Origin of the sequence: Marinoscillum furvescens DSM 4134 (assembly GCF_003386095.1) — a bacterium.
Lineage (GTDB): Bacteria > Bacteroidota > Bacteroidia > Cytophagales > Cyclobacteriaceae > Marinoscillum > Marinoscillum furvescens.
Genome location: NZ_QREG01000005.1, coordinates 105,620 through 129,190, shown reverse-complemented (window position 1 = coordinate 129,190; position 23,571 = coordinate 105,620). Strand labels below are relative to the sequence as shown.

At 46.1% G+C, this 23,571-nt stretch carries 5 protein-coding genes; 2 read left to right on the top strand and 3 right to left on the bottom strand.

Features of this window, described 5'->3' with window-relative positions:
• Window positions 1-7: 7 nt before the first annotated feature.
• From C7460_RS07440 to C7460_RS07430, 3 genes are all read right to left on the bottom strand, one after another.
• Window positions 8-11,329 carry a LamG domain-containing protein gene (locus C7460_RS07440; protein ID WP_115867468.1) on the bottom strand — a complete coding sequence of 3,774 codons (11,322 nt, stop codon included), beginning with the start codon at window positions 11,327-11,329 and terminating at the stop codon, window positions 8-10.
• 403 nt (window positions 11,330-11,732) lie between these two features.
• Complete coding sequence (locus C7460_RS07435; protein WP_115867467.1) at window positions 11,733-12,476, bottom strand: copper homeostasis protein CutC; 744 nt, start codon at window positions 12,474-12,476, stop codon at window positions 11,733-11,735.
• A 160-nt stretch (window positions 12,477-12,636) separates the two neighbouring features.
• Window positions 12,637-19,497 (bottom strand): Ig-like domain-containing protein, encoded by a 6,861-nt coding sequence (locus tag C7460_RS07430; protein WP_115867466.1) that lies wholly within the window; start codon window positions 19,495-19,497, stop codon window positions 12,637-12,639.
• Between the two features lie 215 nt (window positions 19,498-19,712).
• Here C7460_RS07430 and C7460_RS07425 point away from each other — a divergent pair, with 215 nt between their 5' ends.
• Together C7460_RS07425 and C7460_RS07420 are read left to right on the top strand one after the other, a co-directional pair.
• A complete protein-coding gene (locus C7460_RS07425; RefSeq protein WP_115867465.1) occupies window positions 19,713-22,838 on the top strand; it encodes a histidine kinase dimerization/phosphoacceptor domain -containing protein in 3,126 nt (1,041 codons plus the stop codon).
• Window positions 22,835-23,536, top strand: coding sequence for a LytR/AlgR family response regulator transcription factor (locus C7460_RS07420; RefSeq protein WP_115867464.1), 702 nt, complete (start codon window positions 22,835-22,837; stop codon window positions 23,534-23,536). Before C7460_RS07425 ends, C7460_RS07420 begins: the two co-directional genes overlap by 4 nt.
• Window positions 23,537-23,571: the final 35 nt, after the last annotated feature.

Genomic DNA, 23,571 nt, shown 5'->3' with positions numbered 1-23,571 from the left:
TAGGCGTTTAGTCAATGATTAGTTTGCGGGTATGCGTAGAGCCATCCACTAGCTGAATATGAACGAGGTAGACCCCTTCCACTTTCGGCGCAGCAAACGAATACTCCGTATGATCGATGTGATTCATCTCCGTAGATTTACCCATCAGATCGATCAGCGTGATGGAAGTAATGTATTTACGAGATGATACCCGGATGTCCGATGCCTCGCGGCTGACCACTACTTTGTTGAGTAGGGTAGCTGTGTGCAACACATCCAGTTTGCGTAATGCCAGGCTAAACCTACGATCATTGGCATTGTCATCGAGGTACACATATACTGACTGACTCTGGATCGGATATTCCGTATTTTTAGCCTTATCTACCAGTATCACTTCATACCCGTCTGGCACCTGCGATTCGGCTTTCAGCTCCAGGGTCACATAGCCACTACCATCGCGCTTATACCCCACCGGAATGATCACCTCGTCGGCCAGGGGAACTCCCTGAATGGCGTACGGCACCTTCTCAAGTACAGAATAGAACTGATGCCCTGTTGCCGTCATGATCTTAGGTGCGTCATAGAAATGATCCCGACCCAAGGTGGCGTCTTCAGGGAAACCAATGAGTGTTTCGCTGTAGCGACCTGCTCCATCCGTCATCCCTACCCAGACTTTAGCCATTTGCTTTTTGTCCTGTCTGAAATAGGAAGCGTCCTGATTGTATCCGGTATTTCGCATGGCTTCAGTAAAGACCACATTGGCAGGTGTAGTGGCATTCGCCAAACGCTTCGCAAAGAAGCCTTGCCCAGTCAATACGTGCCCATTGAAACGATTGCCACGTGGATTGTTTGAAATCTCACCTACAGCGTTCATGGTCATGTAGTCAGAGTTGCTTCCACGCTCTCCGGTATTTGGGTCGTCCCAAAGGCTAATGTGGCCCTCGATGACTGTCTGGTTGGCGGTTAAGAATGCATCCACATCTATGGACGTACCATATGGGTTGGCCAATAAATGCCAGCCCGCATTGGTGCTATCTGCAGCCTCCGGTGTGTAGGTCAGGTTTTCCACCGTGATGGTACCCACATTTGGATTCCCTTCGAATACCAGCTGCTGTGTATTAGCCGATGCATACCCATGTCCTGGCACGAGTTCTTTATCCGCATAGTTGATCCAGCGCTTGAGCCCTTCGGTATTGCCAGCCTCATATGGGTTCACTTCTTTGTACCCCCAGGTGATGCCTGCAATGGACCCTTTGATATCCGCTGACTGCTGTACCGGGCTACCCATCATCGAATAAGCGGCCGTTTCGTGACGCATATTTCGCTGGAAGGTAATGTCATTACCCGTGTAGGTTTGTCCTTCATAGCTAAGGAAATCTGACCCTGACTGAAGCGTGATAGAGCCATTGTTGCTGATGTTACCCGCGATTTCCAGTACGCCATTTTCTGGCACCGTAATCACGCCTCCATCGGCTATTTTCAAGTCTTTCACGCGAAGCTCGGTAGTCACTTCATAGCTTCCTGCAATCACCACATCATCGGTAGTGCCAGGAGCACCATTGACCCATTCACCATTTTTGTAACATTTGCCTTCCAGCAAAGTAAGGTTGAGCGTCACAATGCTGTCGCATCCCATGGTATTTTGGTAAGTAACCTGATAGCTTCCGCTAGTGGTAAATTCCGTGCCATCGAACGTATAACTATGACACGTTTCTACATCAAACGAGCTGTACTCCGGATCGCTCTCCGGATTGACTGTCAGGTGAAGATTGATGGTGGAATCACATCCCGCTGTGTTTTCAATCACACGCTGATAGTCTCCACTCGTCTCATAGGTAGATCCATACCAGGTAAACGGACCACACGAAACCGCTGTGGTATCTGACGAAGTAGGCTCGTTGATCGTCAGGTGAAGCGTGACGGTAGAGTCACAGCCTGCCGAATTGGTGAGCAAATGCTCATAATCTCCACTTGCGGTGTATTCCGTACCGTACCAGTCGAAGCTGCTACATGCTACCGCCGTAGTATCTCCAAATGTAGCCTCATTGATGGTGAGGTGTAGCGTGATGGTAGAATCACAACCCGCACTATTGGTGATGATACGATTGTATTCTCCTGAGGCGGAATAGGTATTTCCATACCAGTCAAAAGACTTACAAGCCACAGCGGTGGTATCGCTTACAGAAGACTCCAGTATCGTCAACTGCACGGTGACCGTAGAGTCACAACCCGCAGCTGAAGAAAGTGTCTGCATATACGATCCACTAGATGTGTAGCTGGACGCATTCCATTCATAAGCATCACATGCTGTGATGGCTGTATCATACGTCACACTGTGGTGGATGGTAAGATCCAAAGTCACCAGCGAGTCACAACCGTACAATGTCTTTCCAGTCCAGGTTGGTGTATTGGTAGATGCTGTGTAGGTCGTACCTTTCCAGGTATAGCTGTCACATGCTTCTACCACATGAGTATGCTCCGGCTCTGGGAAGATGGTCAGGTTGAGCCTGGCTACTGAATCACAGCCCAAACTGGAGGTCAGTGTATCGTAATAGGTCCCGGTCTCAAAATAGGTGTTTCCATTCCAAAGGTAATCTCCACAACGTGCCACCGTACGTGATGAGGTCGTTTGGCCAATGTTGACAGTTATGGCATCCCCCACCTGCACATCGCAGGTGTTGGACGCACTGCCTACAGTCTGGGACTTATTACCTATTATTCTAAACACCTCGGTATGTGCTAATCCGCCTGTGGTCATCGTCAGCTCAGATCCAGTACCACTGGTAGGCCCGGCGAAGACCGAGTCTTCATTGTTTACCAATCGGTAATCCACTCCAGATTCGGTAGTAGCTAAACTGAAGGTAATCTCCTCACCAGGGCAAGTGTTGGTGGTACTTACAGAGATGTCTGAGTCTGCCACATCAATGATTGTGAGGTTTAGGTAAATGGCACTATCACAGTACACTCCACTTTCCTTATTAAACAGAATGGCTGGATCACTTTCCGTATAAGTCATGCCATCGATCCAGGTATATGAACCACAGGTCACCACAGTATCATATCGGGATGGTGCGGCTTCTACCGTGACAGTGACATACTCGCGTGCAGAGGAGCACCCTTCACCTTCACCCTCAATAGCCGCTCGTACTTCAAATTGGTGTGTACCCACTTCAAGCTCTCCAGTGTACGCGACTGTATCGCGAGATATGGTACTGTAAGTGGTTGAATTCATCCAGAGAATGTCATTGCCGATGAATTTGCCAGTCAAGCGAACGTTCTGTGGACCGCAGACTGTGGTGTCCGGCGTAATGGATACTACCTTAGGAACAATGGCTGGAATTATGATTTGCACACGTTCTTCCGATTCGCAATTGCTGCTGTACGCCGAAGCATAGAGTGTATCGGTACCTGTAAATGCAAAATCAGACAATCCACCGTATCGATTTATAGGCTCACCTCCAGTAGGTGTCTCGTACAAATAATAGTCATCCGCTTCAGGGTTAAGGTCGATATTAAAGTTGATATCGCTATAGCTCGCGTCACCTCCTGCACATGTAGTATCCGCAGATGCAGACAAGATTTTAGGTGCTCCATTGACGTCAATTTCTACCGGATATCGGTCACAGCTACCACCGACTCCTGCATAGAGCACAGTATCGTTTGGCAGGAAGATGGTAAAAGGACTTCCTGAACCGATGGTGTCTCCATCCATTTCCGAAGCATACCAATAGACCGTACCATATGAAACCTCAGCATTTAGGGTAACTGTATCGCCAATGCATGAAACTTGCGGAGATCCACCTCCACCTGGTTCACCAAATCCTCCTTCACCAGGGAAAAATCCACCTTCTTCTTCACCTCCACCAGAACTGGTAGGCCATTCCTCATCCATACTGACGATGTATGGCATGTCCTCTCTTACATGAATAGTAAAAGGCTCCAGGAAGTTTATGGTAGAGTCCCGCTCCACACAATAGCCAGTCCTTAATAGCTGAGGTTTGATGTTCGCAGCCTGGTTTTTGATGATAGCATTTGGTCCACGTTGGGAAGTAAATTCGCGTGTTTGCAAATCCATCTCCTCAAAATTGGTATAAACCAGAAGCCCTTGCTCATCGCCTGTCAAACACTGATCATGTAACGAATCAATTTCTGTGGCAGAGCGCTCGTGATCCCAGATTCTAAATTCGTCCAGGCCAGCAAAGCCAGACACCTCACTCAACGTACGTGTCAACCCAACCCGGAGGCTAGATCTTTCATTGTTGATGTTTCCGGTGACAGCAGAATCCAAAGAGGCAGCAAGGACACCATTGTAGTAAATCTTAAGCCCTTGTGGACTGGCTGTAGCCGCCACGTGTACCCATGGAGAGTGCGTGGTAGGGAATGCAGGGAAGGTAAGCTGGCGGGCTGTGTCTCCATTAGCCACCAGGAAGTAGCCATTGTTCCACTCAAAATTCCGCTCATTAGCTGGCTCGTATCCTCCGGTAGCATTGTTGTACTGCATACCCAGTGTACTAGAAGGATTAAAACTATAACTACCGCGTACCCAGGCTTCTACAGTAAATTCATCTGTATAATTCAGTTGAACTGTGTCGTAGCTCAGGTGTTCTCTGGTATCATGACCTCCAATTGCAAAATTTGCCGCATCCAATACTTCATCCACAACCTTAATCTTGTAGGTTTTGGTCTCAGTTGGATACATGTAAAAGTCTGTTCCCGCGTAAAAATTCGAGTACCTGCTTGAGGGAGCAAAATGACCATCTTCACCTTTTTCAAAAAGTCGATGTTTCACTCCATAAAGAGCCGAATCGATTGAAATTAATGCCTGGTCCATGTAACAGACCGTATCCGGATAGCTTACCGTATAATTGTAGAAATCTTCATCATTGACAAAAACGTGGGAAATCAACGTATCTGAGAAACATCCCTCGTTTTCAGCATAGGTGAAATAATAGTCATCTCGAGCTGCATATTCCAGCTCAAACTGAGCTCCTAGCCCTAAAAATGTGCTGTCAAGTGAGTTTAACCAGTATACCTGACCTGCTGTCGTTTCTGCCTGTAGTGTTAAAGTTCCTGCGCCATTTTTGGCCTGATCAACAGTGCTCACTTTAGGTACTTCGTGGACAGTCACGGTCTTCGTACCTGAAGCAATAAAATCGCATCCTTGCTCTATGCCCACACTTCGGTAGATCTTTTCGGAAGGCACACTGGTATCCGGGGTATAAGTAGCCGCATTAGCAGCCCCCTGAATATTCTTCCAGTTGGTTTTTCTAAACAGTCTGTCATTACCGTTTTTGATTACCAACTCACCTGAAAGTGAGTACAAAGAAACAGCAAACGTATTGGCTAATGTACCTTCATCTTCCCATACCGATCCATTGAAACTGTAAACTTTCATTTCAGTATTTGAAGACGCCACAGCGTAAAGCTTACTTCCTACTGATTTGATGTCCAACACATTGATTGCTTCTGTACCCAGACCTGAGCTCACGTCTGACCAGGAATCATTTCCAAGGTATTTGGAAACCTTCATATTTCCAGAAGCCGCTTTGAAAGCCACATAAATGTCTCCATTCCAGGATGCCAGCATAAAAGTGGAACTGTTGGATGTAGGATCAGTATTTAGCGTATCTACCGAAGTGATGTACCCCTCACTATCATGGTTTACCCACCTCAGCTGGTTCTGTGATTCATGCCGGATGATCAGTAAGTTTTTACTACTCTTGATGGTCAGATCATTTCCATTGGTAGCTTTATGAATTCTCTCTTCAGCTTCAAATAGGAAGTTGACATTTAATCCTTGACGTGCTGCATAGATTCCACCATCATACCTTGCACCAAACAAGAATCCATCATTCAAAGAAATGGAGTTGAAGTAATTGTCTCCATGGGATTGGAATGGATCATATTCTGCTGTAGGCACATGCCAGTCATTTGTATGTTTGGCCCATTTGTAGGCTTTGAGCTGGTCTCCTGTAGAAAAAACAATGTATAAATCACCATCAGGATAGGCATCCAATTGATATAACTGATCTCGCGGAGACCATGCATTTGGAGTAACAGACAGGCGCTTCAGTGCGGGTTCCCATTTGTCGGTGATGGTATTGAGCTTTGCAAAAAACAAATCTGAAGTGCCAGATTTTTTGTAGACGGTGTAAAGTCCTTCGAGATCGCCAGTCTTTACCAGAAAGAGTCTATGCCCATACGAACCTTTGATCATCTCTACACCGGAAGTACAGCTGTAGTAATCCCAGATACCAATGGAGTCATTGACATCTTTCATCTGCCAGATAAAATCGACCGGATTATCCGGGTCGCTGAATGGAGAAGTAAGCTGTAGTGGCTCACCGGCACACACCTCAAACGTTTCATTTAAGTCGTTAAACTTCAGTGCCGATGACTTAATCTTGGCCAGCACCTTCACACTGATTTCGTTTCCTGAGGTATCCGAAGCGGTGAGGGAGAGTTCTCTGGTGCCTACATCTTCGCAATCGAATGTAGTTTGTGAAGCAGTAACAGACTGAACTTTACAGTTATCCACAAAATAGCTTGTCAGCACTGAATCTGACAGGGTTACCGTATTCGAAGCAGGTAAGTCGATGTAAACGACCTGATTTAACAGTCTGGGAGCTATTTGATCAATGATGGTAATATTTGCCGTACAGGAAATCGTATCACCCGCTGAATTGACACTTGAAATCGTCACCTGGTTCACGCCCAGGTCCGAACAATCAAATTCAGTTTGACTCAACGTAATGTTCGAAACAGAGAAGCATGAGTTGATGATGTCATCAGCAATCAGCTGGGCTTTGCCATAGGCGTTGAGCGCCAACGTGGTGTCCATACATGCTAGCTCGGTTTCAAAGTCATCGATCACCACGAGCTGCTGCGTACAGGACACCTCATTCCCGTTGTTGAGGTTTTTCAGTGTGTACATCACCTCATGGGTGCCCACCGGATACGAAGTGAATGCATTGGTACTAAAGTACAAAGAAGGGTTCTCGGTGAATACAGGCTGCTCTATTACTGCACTGAGGTCTGCATTTGGTGCTGAGAAATTCTTTATCGTAAAATAGCCTTCGGCCACACCACCTTCTGTCAGCCCGATGAAAATTCGGTCCCCCTCAACTACCGTTTGCGAAAAGCTTCCAGTTTGAATCGCCTTACTCGCTACATCAAACCCTGCGGGTGTGTTCTGAGAGTACTTGAACCTATCGTAATCGTTTTTGATGATAAAAGGCCTGAAATACTCTCCACTTTGGCTTTGGTATTGCCAATCGAATGATACCGTACCGTCGCAATTGATAGGAATCTCCACGTACATATCATTGAAGGAAATACCCCTGCTTATGGAGACAAAAGTGATAGAGTCTGGAGCGAGCTCTTTTCGCAATCTAATTTTATCATTTATGCCTTTTACATTAAGCTTAGATACGCCGAATGGACCGGTAAAACCAGTAACAGTAGTGCACGCACCTGCTACATCTACCAGACATGAAGCTACATCCGAGCGATGCAGTGTATCTGCCGGAGGACAAGTCATCACCGGAGTGGTGGCATCCTGTACTTCTACCACAAAGACACATTCTGACATATTGCCACTGGTCTCCACATAGGTCAAGGTGATGTAATTCACGCCGTTATTGAGATTAAGCGTGACTGAGTCATCATATGCTAAGCTCGGGTAACCCTCCAGTGCCACCTCTCCAAGCGCAATGGTCTGGTTAGAATTATAGGTGACCGACTGAGAAGCTTCCGATGATAAAAACGTGGCGCCTTTCACAACATATCCCCAATACCCACCGGCTGCCAAAGCTTTCTTCGGAGCCAGGGTGTATTGGTAGGTATAGTTTATGTCATCGGTGTTTTCCACAACCACACTTTTAGGACACGCTATTTTTGTCACAGAGTCTCTTACCTGTACCGTATGATGGTAGGTGTAGGTCTTGGTTCCATAGTCTTTTTCATGGTAGCCCAAATGCACCGTTCTGAAATAGGTTTGATTGGTGGCAGGACCTACCTTCAATGGGATATTAGCTCCTGAGTTTTGAGAAATAGAGTCTTGCTCATAAAGAATAGTACCCTGATAGGCATCACGTACTTCGTAGTACCACATGTAATCAACCTGATCACAAACAACACTCACAGGACTTTCAATTGGAAACTCCAGCACTTCTCCATCAAAGTTTCCTTCGATCACACTTACGTTTAGCTCTTCTGCCACCACTGAAGGAGCCGGGGAGCTTTGTACATAAAGATCCACCTTATAAGACACCTCATTGGTGTTGCCTGATTTGTCAACAGACCAGATTCTCACATTGGTGATGCCGGGATTGAAGAATTCGGTCTCATTCCACACATTGGCATCAAAAGCCGGGCGCCCCTGCAGCGTAACAGTGCGCTCTGTGGCACCTGTAAGCTCGTATGTCCAAGTAGTGTGGGTTCCGTTTTTGAATGGATTGGTGATCTCAAAATCCCTGGTACACGCACCATTCAGTGATGGTAAAGCCAACTGCACGTCTGAAGGTGTGGATATCAATACCGGAGGAATAGTATCTACCACTACCAATACCTGCTCACAAGTGTAGGTCTGCCCCAGGTACTCTGTAGTTCGGTTGATTTGGCTGATACCAGGCGCAAAATCTCTAAGTATTGACCCGCCAGATACCGCATTGTCATTGTATGCTGAAGAACCTGCGGACTTGAAAGACCAGGTGAGTTGGTCGCTACAGACTGAGGACAATACTGGGTCTACCTGATATTTGAAATCAAGCGCGTCTGCTGGTACAGATAAATAAACGGTATCCTCGCATACAGCCGGTTGTGAATATTCATTGACCGTAACCGTGCCTACTGCAAAGCGTTCAGCTCCATCAAGCGTGTAATACACCGTATCTGCTATGGTTTGATTTACATCCTCACAAGAAAATGCGTATTTGGTCACATAGGCATTGCTTATGCTACAAATGCCGTCTGCACCATTCTCCAATAAATCCTCTGGAGTCACATACGCCACTCCTTTTTTCGGATCCAAATCCACACGTATGTCTCGTGCTACTGGCTCGTCAGGAGAAGCAAATTTTATGGTCCGTTCGAAATCCGTGTAATTTCCTGAGATATCGTATATCCGCACAGTGACCGGGTGCTCCTGTCCAGCATCAGCACAATCAAAAGGTATTTTTCTCACCCAAGCTCCATTCTGATAAAAAGGAGTGGAGTATTCATAATGACTGATTTTGACGTTATCCTTTCCTTTGGCTAATAAATGGTCAGAGCCCTCGATATGGGTTTTTATGAAAGAACCTTCAGCTCCCGGAACCTTGAAAGTGAAAGGGATCAGAATAGGATTTCCTCGAAATACCCAGTCAGGGTCAAGTTCTGGTTTTATAGTATCTATTACATGCAAGGTAGATTTCCCATGAGCCGGAATGTCAGCCAAGCCAGCAGATGTCCACTCCAGCTCGTAAGTACCTACACCGCCGACTCCATTGGTAAAGTCAAACACCTTTCCGTAGGGCGTCTTATACGAAGATAAAACCACCTCCGGGTTGCAAGTTCCGGTAATCCCTGGTTTGGTCAGCTCCTCCAGGGGGACTGCCCGTTCATGGGGCTTGAGGTAGTAAGTCTGCTCATGTCCTTCGGCTATTTCAGGGGTAGGTATCGAGATTTTGATTTTGACCTCCCCTTGGTCATAACTATTCGTTTCCTGATCGTAGACCCGAAAGTTCCACATGTATTCTCCCACGTCAGCGCAGATGAATCTCCCACTAGAGTGACCTTCTCTGCGATTTGGCCGGGACAGGCTAAAACTGAGCCCTTCTGGTCCACCACAATAATTTTCAGAGCCAGCATCAAATACTTCTTTGAGGTCTACATCTAAAAAGCCGTTTTCATTCAACTGAAAAGACTGAGGCCAATTTTTGTATTTCAACTTAACAGGCTTGGGTTTATCCCTTGTGTATTCAATATAAACTCGATCCCATACAGGAGAACCATTTATAGGATATTTACGGAATGCCACGACTCCTCTATACGTGCCCAAAGACATAGCAGAATCATTAGGAGTAAGCCTGACGGACATTGCCTCTCCCGGAAGCAGGATGTTGTCATTGTCACGATCCCCCACGGTCATTATGAGATCTTTATCAGGGTATGAGTCGTCTGAAACATGAATTCGCTGCAGTTCTGGGTGAAGTTCAATAGACTCATTGCTTTCGTTAATTACTTCAAGCAGTTTCGATTTGGGATAAGGCAAATCTGAGGGACACTCCATGCTGCCCTGAAATCCAAACTTCGCCGTTCGGCCCATTCCATCTCCAGGATAATGCACATAATTGGGACCTCCAAATAGATACCCATCCTCAATTATGTAAATATTTGAACCGGATACCACTTGGACATCATCTATACCTATAAAAGACCCATTCCAACCAACCTGATTTTGTGTAGCAACCTCATAGGCATCAAGCCCCAGTGTAGCAGCCTGGTAAATTTTGCCGATAGGAGCTTTTTTCATCTGGCTCTCCAATCCATCAATCGCTATATCCTTGGCTTTTTCCAGTGCCGCCATTGCCAGTGCCTCTTCCAGTGGAGGCAATTTCTTCCTCACACGACAGTTTGCATAGCCTCCATTGTCGTATCGATACCAGAAGGCAATATGAACGTTGTGCAGCTGGCCTTTAGGCAGCCCCACAATGGGAACTTCGATATTAGTCCAGTTGGTAGGATAACCATCTACCGTCAAGCCATCATTGATTACCTTCAGTAGAATCCCAAAATCACCAGTAGCATCCACGGCTCTGCCCAAGGTTGGCCCATCGTCATCGGCTATGGCTAGTCTAATCTCTAGTCTGTTGGGACGATTGCAGCTGGTTACACCTTGTAGGTTGAAGTCTGCAAGGTCTGCGATACGATTTTTCATACTCACACTGAGTGCCTTCGTTCGAAATTTTAGAACATCACCATGTTTGACATCCTTTATCACTGGTGACACCAACCATTTACTGATTTGCGCACCGTCCCTGTCAGCTTCCGTATAGCCAACAGACGCATAGTTATAGTCCCATTGAAAATACCCCATCAGGTATTCCGAAAAGGGCAGAAATCGCATGAGAAGATTGTAAGCAAAAAATTGAGCCAACTCTCCAGGGATATCACTATCGCTTTCTGGTCCAATATACCCTTCCGCGAGCCCGGAAGTGGCCCAGTGGTTGTTATAAGCGGCAGGGGGATAGGTATTGTTCTGGATATACCATCCTCTCATATCGTTGCGGGTGAACGTCTCGTGAAATTTTTGAGCAGACAACCCAATGGTAGTGGCTATCAGTAAACAGGTCAGGATAAATTTTTTCATGGCAGTAATATGTCTAGCGGTTGTAAAAGAAAAGCACCCTGCCGGCTGATCGCAGCGGCAGGGAAATATCCAACATAGTGGATAATTGAGCGGTTGAGTGATTAAAACAGTTAATCATTATCATAATAGAACTATTCCAAGGTGGAATTACACTCAGGAAATATAGTTGGGAAATGGTGCCGAGACTAAAAAATGTTGAGTTTGACCAGTTTTTGTATGAGTTTGACACAGATCATGGCCAGATTTACCGATTATCACCCAAAACAACCTCGCACCCGGCATCCGTGCCGCTCGATTTTGGTCACTAAATAGCCCATAAAAGTGTCGATGCTTGATGCCGTCTGACAAGCTAAACCCTGCACTCGGTATATAGATAATTACACCTCCTGGAGACTTGCAAGGTTTAGCTATCCAAAAGCTTTCTGAAGGTGCTAATCATTTTTTCATCTGTCACTTTCGTGCAGTATTCCGCATCTTGCAAAGCTCCCATATGGATATTGGCGTTGCGGTATTTCATTTGGCTGTCTACGATTTTTCTGCCACTTACATGTGCTTCGCTTGCTCCCGTACGCTGCAGAAGCTCCCTGATATTGTAATCACGCACACCACCTCCCGGCAGGATAGCTATTCGGCCCTGCGCATGGCTCACGATGTTGGCCAGCGTTACCGCCCCCTCTATCACATCGGGTGCCAGGCCAGAGGTAAGCACCCGATCTACCCCCAGGTCAATCAGGTCTTCCAGGGCTTTTTTCCAATCTTGTACCATGTCAAACGCCCGGTGAAAAGTTACGTTTAGAGGCCTTGATTGACCAATCAAATCAGCTAGCACGAGTTTGTCTACTTCAGCATCTGCGGTCAGGCAGCCAAAAACCAACCCATCGGCTCCCAGATCTTTGGCCATCTGGATATCACGCTTCATGACGTCTAGCTCCTCTGGGGTATAAAGAAAGTCACCTCCTCTGGGCCGAATCATCACCTGCAGGTCAATCGTAATAGCACTGCGAACCGCCTGGATCATGCCGGCGCTGGGAGTGGTGCCGCCTTCTACCAGGTTGGCGCAAAGCTCTACACGATCTGCTCTTCCTTTTTCTGCAGCCACGGCCGATGCTACCGAATCAATACATACTTCTAACAGTCTTTTGGTCATAAGAAAGCCCTTTGCTCCATATTAGATTAAACCGAAATATCAACACAAACATACTAGTAATCCGCAGCTGCTAAGGTATTGGTCTAAGTCTATAGCATAAAAAAAGGCTGCCCATCCCGGACAGCCCCTCAAAACTGTAGATACAGTTTTGCCGCCTCAGTTATTGTTTGATGAGCTTGCGGATAGCTGTGCCCGATCCACTTCGAATCTCCATGAAGTAGATATTGGCTTTGAGGCTTTCCACATTTAGCTCGGTCTGGTCTGTGAAGTTTTGCTCCTGCACTACTACACCACGTACATCCATCAGTCTGAGAGTAGCCGCTCCCTGTACCGTTACCTTAACGAATGTTGTAGCAGGGTTTGGATAGACCTCCAAAGCAATCTCATCCGCTGCACCCAGTATTTCTTCTACCACGAAGGAGATACCTTCCTCACTCACAGCAGCAGAGATTTCTAGTGGTGTACCTTCCTCATCCATGGTGAAGGAGGAGCCTTCGAGATCCGCCTCGATTCCAGTTAATGCCAATTCCAGGCGATAATCACCAGCAGGTATGCCTGTAATTTCAAAGTCTCCATTGGCATCTGTAGTGACGGTAGTCATGAGCTGCTCATCAGAGGTGCGGATCAGCGATACCCCCACATCTTGAATGCCTTCACCTTCCAAAATCCTCCCGGTCACTATACGACCGCCACCACTTGTTGACCTTACCACTCTTCCCGAAACGCTTCCTTTTCCGGTCATTTGACTGGCTCCTTTAGGCACCATCTGAATCTGCATGTTCGGAAAGTCATAAGATACTGCCAGCGATTGTAGGAAATTTGCAGTATTACCGAAGTAAGTAGTTTGATAGTTAGCATCCTGAGACACTATGAAAACCGTATGCAAACCAACTGGCACCTCGATAAAAAACTCTCCTTGTGAGTTGAGTGAGGCTGTAAATGATTTAGGTTGACCGTTAACAATGGAGCTGATTGACACAGATCCAGCAGTAAAAGGGGTTCCCTGGTCATTCACCACTACAGTACCTGCAAGGGTAATATTCCCTTCTTTCTCTAATGTCCAATTGTGGTACGGATAAGCCAACGGCGTATGCCTCCATACGGTGCCACTTGCTTGGGATATGTCCCAACCTGCATCCTTGAACGTTTCGTGTGTTCGTAGTTCGGTTTGAGTTTTAAGTTCAGCTTCATTATGAGGTTCTTCATCACCAGTTATCGATAGCATAAAACTTCCGATGGATGACCCACGCTTTGCACCGATACTCATTTCTGGCGGTCGAGTTATAGAATAACAATTTTTAATTAGTCCTTCCGTACTATTTCCGACCATTACAGAACCCAAATTGCCTGTTAATGAACTCCATGAATAGCAATCTAATATTTCGCCTTTATTGCTATCAACCAATGGACCGCCAGTCGCAGTTACTATACTGCCTATCGAAAAAGAACTTTTTATTTTACCACTTGCATAGTTGATGGAGATTAATCCTCCTGAATATGAACCCTCGACATGCGAAGATGAGTAAGAGTTTTCAATAAGGCCGTGATTAAGGGACACTAAACCAGCAGAGTAACTCTCGTAATATCTTATCCATCCCAAGTTTACACCTAACTGCCCTAATGCCTTAATACTACCTGATGTAAACGCAGTTTTAACCTTTCCGGTCTCTCGATTAATACTAACAATCCCTCCAACGTGGGCATCTTCTCTGCTTGAACTTCCGTACAAGTTCATAGAACTCGAGGAGCCCTCGATTACACCGCTATTAGAACTTGCAATTCCACCTATATGAATTATACCAGAATCACTTGTATAAACATTAATTGTACCATCAGTCGATGAGTTATAAACCTTTGCATTTGTGCTTGAAATTCTACTCACGATTCCTCCGACATCACAATGAGTATCCTTACCCGAAACCGAAATATCCGCATATACGTCACATTGATTAATTAGACCACTTCCATCCAATTCTAAAACCAAGGCTCCCAACCCATTTAAGGGGTTACTTTCTGATACTCTGATATTTCCTTTAAAACTGACTCCTTCAACCAAGCCCAAACACCTTTTGGCTAAAACTCCAAATTCTCCTTCTATGTTGGAATAATTATTTGATATGGTCAGGTTAATAACTTGTGCTTCTGATTCAATTGTTCCAATTAAGGATCTGGATAAAGCAAAGCCAGTACCCTCATCCCGCACAACAAAATTTGCCAGCTCAAATCCACCTCCATTATAACTACCACTGAATGTGGTTATGGGAACAAATGTCTCACCTTTAAAATCTATGTTAGCGGTCTGAGCGAAAACTTTACCCCAATCTTTTGATCGCTTAGTGAGCAATATAAAATCTGCCTTATTGGCTATTTGGTAAGGACTAGCAGTTGTTCCCTCGCCTCCACTATACAATCTAACAGCATCAATACTTTTAGAAAACGCCTGATTGCCATTACCGGCTAAATCAGTGAAAGCATTTTCATTAATACTTAAACTGACGATACCAGATTGAGCAGGAGTAACAGTTACCCTAAAGGTAGTAGCACTTTCGCTTACAAAATCACTTTTCGAGGCATTGGTCACCTGGATATCCTCCAATGCGAAACCTGTAACGTCCTCGTTCGTAACTATCATGATTGTTACTGGATCAAGTACATAAACTTCAGCAGGAGCATCCTGTAAAGTAATTGTCGGACGCTCGGTATCGAATTTCACATTTTTGGTAGTAGCTGTTGCCACCGTATTTCCAGCAAGATCTGTATAGTCCTTCACTGCAATGCTCACATCTCCAGCTGAAGCTGGTGTTACCTGCGCACTATACATGTTGCCACTTGCAGTGATCGCTCCCAGTGTTCCATTTCCTATCGTCACATTCGTCGCATCCAAGGAAGCCACGGGCTCATCAAACGAGAAGGAAACGGTGAATGGATCCGTGCTATTCACGGCCACCGGCGCATCTATGGTCAGTACAGGAGCCTTACCGTCATATTTCAGCTTGAAAGTCTCCGACAGGGTGCTTTCATTGCCAGCAAGATCGGCAAAAAAGCCCTGCCCCACACCGAATGAAAGGGTCACCTCTGAATCGATGGCTACCGGCGTAAAGTCTGCAGTATATACTATACTGTCTTCAGTAGCTAGCTCATTCATATTAAAGCCCGGGGCTGATAATATAAAGCCTCCTCGTTTTGTCACTTTTTCACTGAAAGTGAGCGTGAGTGGAATAGGACTTGCATTGGTAGGATCATTTGCCGTAGAGGAGATCACCACTGTAGGGGCTACATTGTCAATAGCCACTGTAAAGTTCTTGGCCGCATTCGTATTGCCTGCGGCATCAGTGACCACACCTGCTGCCACCGTGATCACAACCTGCTCCACGCCTTCATTTGGAGTAACCTCTAACCCATAATCCATTTGTCCATCGGAGTCCCAGTCTTCAGCCTGAAACTGAAAGGTACCGCCTACTACAGTAAAATGCTCTTCAGCAAGTGTGACATTTTTATATTCACTAAATCTGATAAACCCTCCGAATACTCCTGAAGCCGATACTATGGGCTGATTGGTAAAGCCTACAAAGCGAACTACTGGTGCTACATCATCAAAAACAGTGATTGCCTGAGCGCTTTCAGTATTGAGGTTTCCACCTGCATCAGCTACTTTTCCTGCTTCTAGGGCAACACTTACTTCATAGCCCGTGTTGGCAGCATCTGCCGGAGCTTCAGGTGTGATTTCTGCCGTATAAGTGATGTTGTCCGTAGACGTCAGGCTAGCCACGCTTCCTCCTGTAATGGTCAAACTGTCAGCCACCAAATCGATTGCTTCACTGAACGTGATGGTCGCTACCAGTGGGCTTACATTCGTCGTGTCTGTTGTAAACGAAACCTCCGCACTCGGAGCAGTGACATCATAAATGAAGCTCAAGATGTCAGAGGCAGCAGCATTTAGGTTCCCCAGCACGTCTTCCACACTGTCTTTTGGCAACTGCACGGTGACGGTTCCTTCTGCTACTGGCACTACATTGAAGGTATAGCTGAGGCTATCAAAATCAGTCGCCAAGGCTTCGATGGTGGCATTGGTCACGGCAAAATCCGATGCCTCCAGACCTCTGGTCTTTTCATCAAAAGTGATCACCATAGGAATGGTGGCGGCATTTGTAGCTCCAGTTGCCTCGAAAGCGGTAATCTGAGGACCCGTCACATCGTAGGTGATGGTGACGGTTCCTGCCTTGTTGGGATTGCCAGCCCGGTCAAAGGCTACTCCAGCAGGGATATCTATGACTATTTCTTTGTTGACATCTGGATTGTCCAGGTCAATGCTTAGGAAGTAAGATGCTTCGTTTTGTGCAGGTGACATAGCCGTAGAGATTGTGTCCCCTGTAATGGTAATATCTGATCGGGTAAAGCCCTCCATCTCCTGATAGATTCCCCCGAGCACTTCAAAACCATCTGCAAAAATGACCTTAACAATCAAAGGCTCCACATTGACGGGTTGGTCAAAGCCTACAGGCTCCGAATATAGCCCATTAGCGAAAAACACATCCGGGTCGGTGAGGTCTATATCTAAAAACCCTGAAACCGTATCACTTTTATTTTCCGTTGCATCTGTGGCAAAGGCTTTTACCGTGTATTCTGCTTCGGCCAAATCTGCTGCAAGCGAACCTGCCGCCACAGACCAGAAGCCATTGCCACCATTGGTAGCACTCAACACTTGCTCATTCACAATCACTTTGACGGTAGCCTCCGGATCATCGATGGTTCCTGTCAGCGCAGGGTTTTGATTATTCGTGAAAATAGAGTCCACAGTGACTGTCGGTGGAGTCTCATCATCAAACAGCAAAGTAATGACTCCAGTGCCGAGGTTCGCATTTCCGGCAAGGTCAGTGACTACTCCAGCAGCAACCTCTAAGGTAATATCCTCTGTGCCGGTTGGCGTGATCTTAAACAAATAAGAGTGGGGAATCCCTTCAAAAGGAGCCAAATCGCTTGCCGTTGCATTGGTCAGGGTAAGGTCTGAAAGCTCGAACCCAACCACCTCTTCAGAACTATTAAAACCATCATCTGTGAACGCAATAACTGCATCCACACCACGAGCAGGAATCTTTTGGGGTATCTCCATTCCTGGCGTGGGAGCAGCCACATCGTAGCTCACACTAACAGTTGTCGCAGCAGTATTGGCATTACCTGCAGCGTCCGTTACCCCGCCAGCAGCTACATCAATAGAGATGTCTCCCTGACCATCAGCGGTGATGTCTGCTGTAAACGTACTGTCATTTACGGTCTGGACGTTTGCCAGTGTAGCATTTGTAAGTGTAATATCTGCACTCTCAAATACAGATACCACTTCACTAAACGCAAAGGTCACGGTGAAAGCCGCATCATTAATCGCTGTGGGTGCATTTTCTATAGCTACAGTGGGTGCCGTGATGTCATAGTTGATGATCAATGAATTAGAAGCTTCATTGGCGTTCCCGTTCAGGTCTCGAGCTACGGCAGCCGCTATTGCTGTCGTCACATCCCCTTCAGCTGAAGGGACCACATCAAAGGTGTATTCAGAACCACTTACGGCTGCAAAATTGCTTTTGGTGCCATTGGTCACGGTCACATCATCCAGTACAAACCCGGTAACGTCTTCGCTAAAGGTAACGGTCATGGGGAATGTGCCTGCATTGGTGGTATCTGCCACTGAAGATGTAATACTCACTGTCGGAGCAGTAGCATCTGGCACTTTTTGCTCATACACCTGAGCAAACCCAGTGGCCATGGATCCATAAGAAGGCGCGCCTGCTGCTACGATTTCTCCCGCACCAGCAATAGCCACTGAAGTACCAAAACCTGTGGGCGTAGGACCCGCTATGGAATCCAACACTTTCACCCAGGCATCTACCCCATTCCATTCATGGATTTCTACACGCCCATTAGGGGAGATGTCTGTTACAGTGGTAGGTGCACCTATGATTACACGTGACCCATCAGCGGATATTCCTACGGCCTTACCAAACTCATCAGCCTCAATTAGTGCGCCTTCACCTGTCAATGAAGGAATGCTGTCTCCAAGCATCTGCCAGGTACCGGCATTGTATTCATATACTTTCACGTACCCGTAATAAGGATCAAATCCATAAAAATCCTGAGGTGCTCCTGCAACTACCCGCTCCATGTCGGCGCTTACAGCTACAGATTGACCTAAAACATCATGAGGTGCACCAATGATCTCTTGGGCACCGGACCAGCTTCCACCCCAGCTTCCATCAGCATATCTAAAAATTTGAATTCTTCCAGCATTGTCAAAAGAGCTTGTCACCGACTCATAGGCTGGTGAGCCCACGACGAGCACACTGTCTGTAGCTGATACTTCCAGGCTTACTGTGGTACCTAAAGTTTCTGACTGAGAAGCTACTATATCGGTACCTATCTGGACCCATGCCGAGCCAGACCACTTGTAAACTCTGGTAGCTCCTGCAGTACTATTATATCCCGGCGCACCCACTGCCATCACTTGTCCATCGGCTGAAAGGCTCACTGAGTTCCCAAAATTCTCACTGTTAGAACTAGCATTGAGTGTACTCCCTTTTTGCACCCAGGCCCCTCCACTGAGTTCAAAAACTTTGACATACCCAGATGGAGCAAAGTCATCGTAGTGCAGATCACTAGTGTTAGCACCTACGGCTAATACCGTACCATCAGCGCTAAGGCTTACCGAAAAGCCAAAAGAATCACTGGTGTTGTCACCAATAAGGTCCGAACCTACTTGCGTCCAGCTCAAGCCAGACTTCTGATAAACGCGTACCAAACCCATGCTGGAATTGGCACTGGATGCCCCTAAAGCCATCACCGTCCCATCCGAAGACAGACTGATGGAGGTGCCGAGCCCTTCATTGTCAGCCCCTATAAAATCAGTTCCTATCTGCACCCATTGCTCTTGAGCGGAAAGGACAGTAGCTACTCCGATCAGCAGTGCGGAGAGATAATACTTCATTGTTTTCATCGTAGTGAGCAAGCGCTCTGATAGTCGTTGGGAAACTCTCATATTAGGCAGAAATTAAAATCGAAAAATTGAATGACCTGAATAGAATAATTCTAAGTAATAGTTTCACTGGATAAATATAGATGCTGTGCCAGCCCACCACGAAAAAATGTTGAGTTTGACCAGTTTTTGTATGAGTTTGACATGATTCAGGTCTCGTCAACTTATATTTAGGCTCTAGCCACCAGTATAACCGTACCGTTTTCAGCACCAACCTGATGAAACCAATCTTTGTTATTTTTATCATGCTCCTTTGGAGTGTTCGTGTGATTGGCCAGTCTTTACCGCCCTGGAAACCACTTCCGATCCCTGATACCTTGGTGGCCTATCAGCGCACTGCTCCTGTGATTGCTGATACGATAGCGCGGAGCTCTCATTCCTCCCGTGTAAAAGAGGTATACTTTCCAGCTAAGTTTAGCTTCCACGGGACTACCCGCCCAGAGAAAAAAGACATAGACTTTACCAGCTACAAGCTGGAGATGGATGAGCGAATCAAACTACCCGGTGGAATGGCCTTCAAGGATGTTGCTACCAAAAACATCAAGTACCTCGATAAATACCATGGATTACCCAGCAACGAAGTAACATCCATCGCCAAAGCTGCCGATGGACGTATATTTCTGGGTTTGGACAAGGCGTTGGTACTGTACAATGGTGTGGAGCTTGAAGTGTACAAAGGAATCGAGCAGTTTCCCCTTCAGCAAATCCGAAGCCTTTTCCTGGACACTAACGACAGACTATGGATCAGCACAGAACGCGGATGCGCTTACATTTATAAACAAAACCTTTATGTGCCTAACAAAGGAGAATTTGGACCTACGCACTTGAAAGGATTCAATGAAAACATAAAAACAGGGGAGCTCTTTGTGTTTACCATTTACAACGGTTTTTTTATTTGGAAAGCGGGCACCTGGCACCAGTATTTCGATTCGCTTCCCGTAAAGTCTGTGAGCTCTGTCATCCGCAGTACGGACAAAAAGCTCTGGGTAGTACATAGCCATGATGGTATTTCCTACATCCAAAATGACAGCCTGTTTTTCTACAACCGGAAAGGGGTATTTGACACGCCTCGAACAGCATTTGAATATGGGGGTGAAATCTATTTTGGGCACTTTACCGGAGATCTGCTGAAATACAGAAACGATTCACTCTTCTACGTAAAGGTGGACGAGTCGTCCAATCATAAAAATTACTCCTTTGCGGCAAACTCCCATGGACTATGGATGAGCGACTATGGCCAGGGTGTAAGGCTACTCAAAACGAATGGCGAACTCATGACTTTTACCATAGAAGACGGGTTGGCTCATAGAGTGTCCTATGCCTTGCTGGCAGACGATTTTGAGAATATATGGGTATGTGATCCCTTCAAAGGACTATCGCGCATAGATCAACAGCTTTTTTACAAGCTAAAAAAACCAATCCAACCTGTAGTAAGCCAGATGGTACCTCATGACCAGAACATGTGGTATTTCACCGGGGGCAATGGGTTTTATCAGGAAACGCCGCATCACTACATCAAATACTCAGGAGCAGGCAACCATTGTGAAAGTGGAATCCCAATGAACGAGGATAGCGTCTGGATATCTAGCGCCGACCATGGGCTCACCCTCATGAGTAACAATCGATACACCTTTTACACGATGGTAGAAGATGTGGAGCTGGATTCTACGATCTATACCATCCAGCTAGACAAAGACCGAAATATCTGGGGACTAAATATCTCCAATCAGCTCTACCGCTTCAAAGCAGGCACCTTTTATTCCTTTGAGAATCAATGGAAAAACATGAATTTTGTGAAGCTCGTCAAAACTCGAAGCGGCATCCTATACGTGCTCACTGCCAATCAGGGCGTGCTTGCCATCAATGGGAGAAAATACCGTCATCTCAGCACCCAAAACATCCTTGCGTCCAATAAAATCAAACATGTGTTTGAAGATGTCCAATCGAGGCTTTGGTACTGTAGCGACATGGCTATCCAGATGGTGGACTCGACGGGCAGAAGCTCAGAGCTAAAAATCTCCGAAGGCCCCAATGACATCCATGACATCCTTCAACTAACGGACAGCACCTACCTGCTTGTATGTGATGCAGGCCTCATATACATGAAAGAAGATTCCGATAGAAGCTTTTCGCAGCGCCTGTACCACAAGTCCCATGGGCTTAATTTGGTAGGAAACTCCTGTATCAGCCAATCTGCCGCCGGTGAGGTCATCATCAGTGGTGGCGACCACCTGCTCACGTTTGATCCTTATTTTCTTAAGCATAAAGTGACTGCACCGAAGCTAAGTTTGAACCGTATAGTGAGTAATGACTCGGTGCTTGTAGCCGGCAACCTGCAGGTGGACCAGCAAACACCGCTAAAGTTTGTGTTTAACAACATCAGCTGGGGAAGCGAAAGCCTTCTGTATTATAACCTAAGCAGCAGCAGGTTTGACTCAGACAAGTGGAATAAAATCGCATCGAACAGCCTACAGTTTAATGGACTGAGCCACGGAGATTACGAGCTCAGAGTCTATGCTACCACTCAAGACGAGGCTCAAAGCGAACCGCTAACTTTCAATTTTCGGGTTTTACCCTATTGGTATCAAACCTCGTGGTTTTATGGCCTTTGCACCGTTTTAGTAGCCAGTAGCATCTTATGCTACCTGGTCTACCGGGAGCGACAAAACAATCAAGCCAAACAAAGGCTGCAACAACTGGTGAGCCAACGAACCCGGCAGCTGGAAGAGGAAAAAACCCAGGTGGTAAAGCAGCTCTATGAGAAAGAACTTTTGCGCCAGGAAGTGCATCATCGAGTAAAAAACAATCTCACCTTTCTCAAAAGCCTCCTGTACTTACGCGCCAGCGCTTCCACCAATGAAGAGGTGAAAATGATCATGAACGAATGCCAGGCCCGAATAGAAACCATGGCTCTGGTGCACCAAAACCTCTATGATGTAGAAAACACCAGTGAGGTAGATTTTGCCGCTTTTATCAAAGAGCTATTCGTAGAGCTACACACGCTTTTTGACACCAATGAGTCCGTGAATATAAATGTAGCCGCTCGAGATTTACGCCTGGACATGAAGTTGTCTATTTTCATTGGACTAATTTTGAACGAACTCATTACCAATTCTTTCAAATATGCATTTAACGAGGATTCCAAAGGAGAAATAACCGTCAGTGCAAGAGAGGAAAATGGAAATGTATATATTGAATACGAAGATAGCGGTGAGGGAATGGAAAGCTTTCTGGCAGAGGAGGCTTCAGGTTTTGGGTTTAAAATCATCAACATTCTAGTCCGTCAAACGGATGCTACGCTAGTGTATAAAAACAAGAAATTTCTGCTAACGATTCCGAAATGAGGGAGACATTCAAACTACTCATAATTGAAGACGAGCTCATGATAGCCGAGATGATCAAAGAAATGGTCACCGAACTGGGCTATGAAGTGTTGGCCATAGCCAAAAACTATAAGGAGGCCACTACTCAGCTAAAACACCATGCAGACACGCTTGACATGATCATCCTGGACATCAACCTCAACGACGAAAAAAACGGAATAGATCTGGGACGAATGCTCCATGAGGCCTACGAAATCCCATTTATCTACCTGACATCATACTCCGACAGTATCACCATCAAAAAAGCTGCCCAGACCAAGCCAGCAGCTTATTTGCTCAAACCATTCAACAAGGGAGATCTTTTTGCAACCATAGAAATCATCCGATCTCGCAAAGCCAACACTGATCAAACCATCCTGGTACGCGAGCATGATATGAGCGTAAAAGTGGCTATCCGTGACATCTGCTTCGTAAAGTCCGACAATGTTTACCTGGAGATCTATACCTCTGCAAGAAAGTATGTTACCCGGAGCTCGCTGGAAAAATTTCTAGAGGAAACCAACCACCCTAACTTTGTGCGGGTACACCGCTCGTATGTGGTCAACCTAAACATGGTTCAGGCCATTAGTGGCCAAAACCTTTTGGTCAATGAAGTAAAAGTACCGGTATCACGAAAGCATAAACATGAGCTTTCGGAACTTTTTGATAGCGAAGGATAGTCAGTAATCCAACTGAATCAATTGGTGGTTTTGTC

Bases quoted from the DNA above. Each gene is read 5' to 3' on its own strand.
- C7460_RS07430 (WP_115867466.1), bottom strand. From the start codon at position 19,497: ATGAGAGTTTCCCAACGACTATCAGAGCGCTTGCTCACTACGATGAAA.
- C7460_RS07435 (WP_115867467.1), bottom strand. From the start codon at position 12,476: ATGACCAAAAGACTGTTAGAAGTATGTATTGATTCGGTAGCATCGGCC.
- C7460_RS07425 (WP_115867465.1), top strand. From the start codon at position 19,713: ATGAAACCAATCTTTGTTATTTTTATCATGCTCCTTTGGAGTGTTCGT.
- C7460_RS07440 (WP_115867468.1), bottom strand. From the start codon at position 11,329: ATGAAAAAATTTATCCTGACCTGTTTACTGATAGCCACTACCATTGGG.
- C7460_RS07420 (WP_115867464.1), top strand. From the start codon at position 22,835: ATGAGGGAGACATTCAAACTACTCATAATTGAAGACGAGCTCATGATA.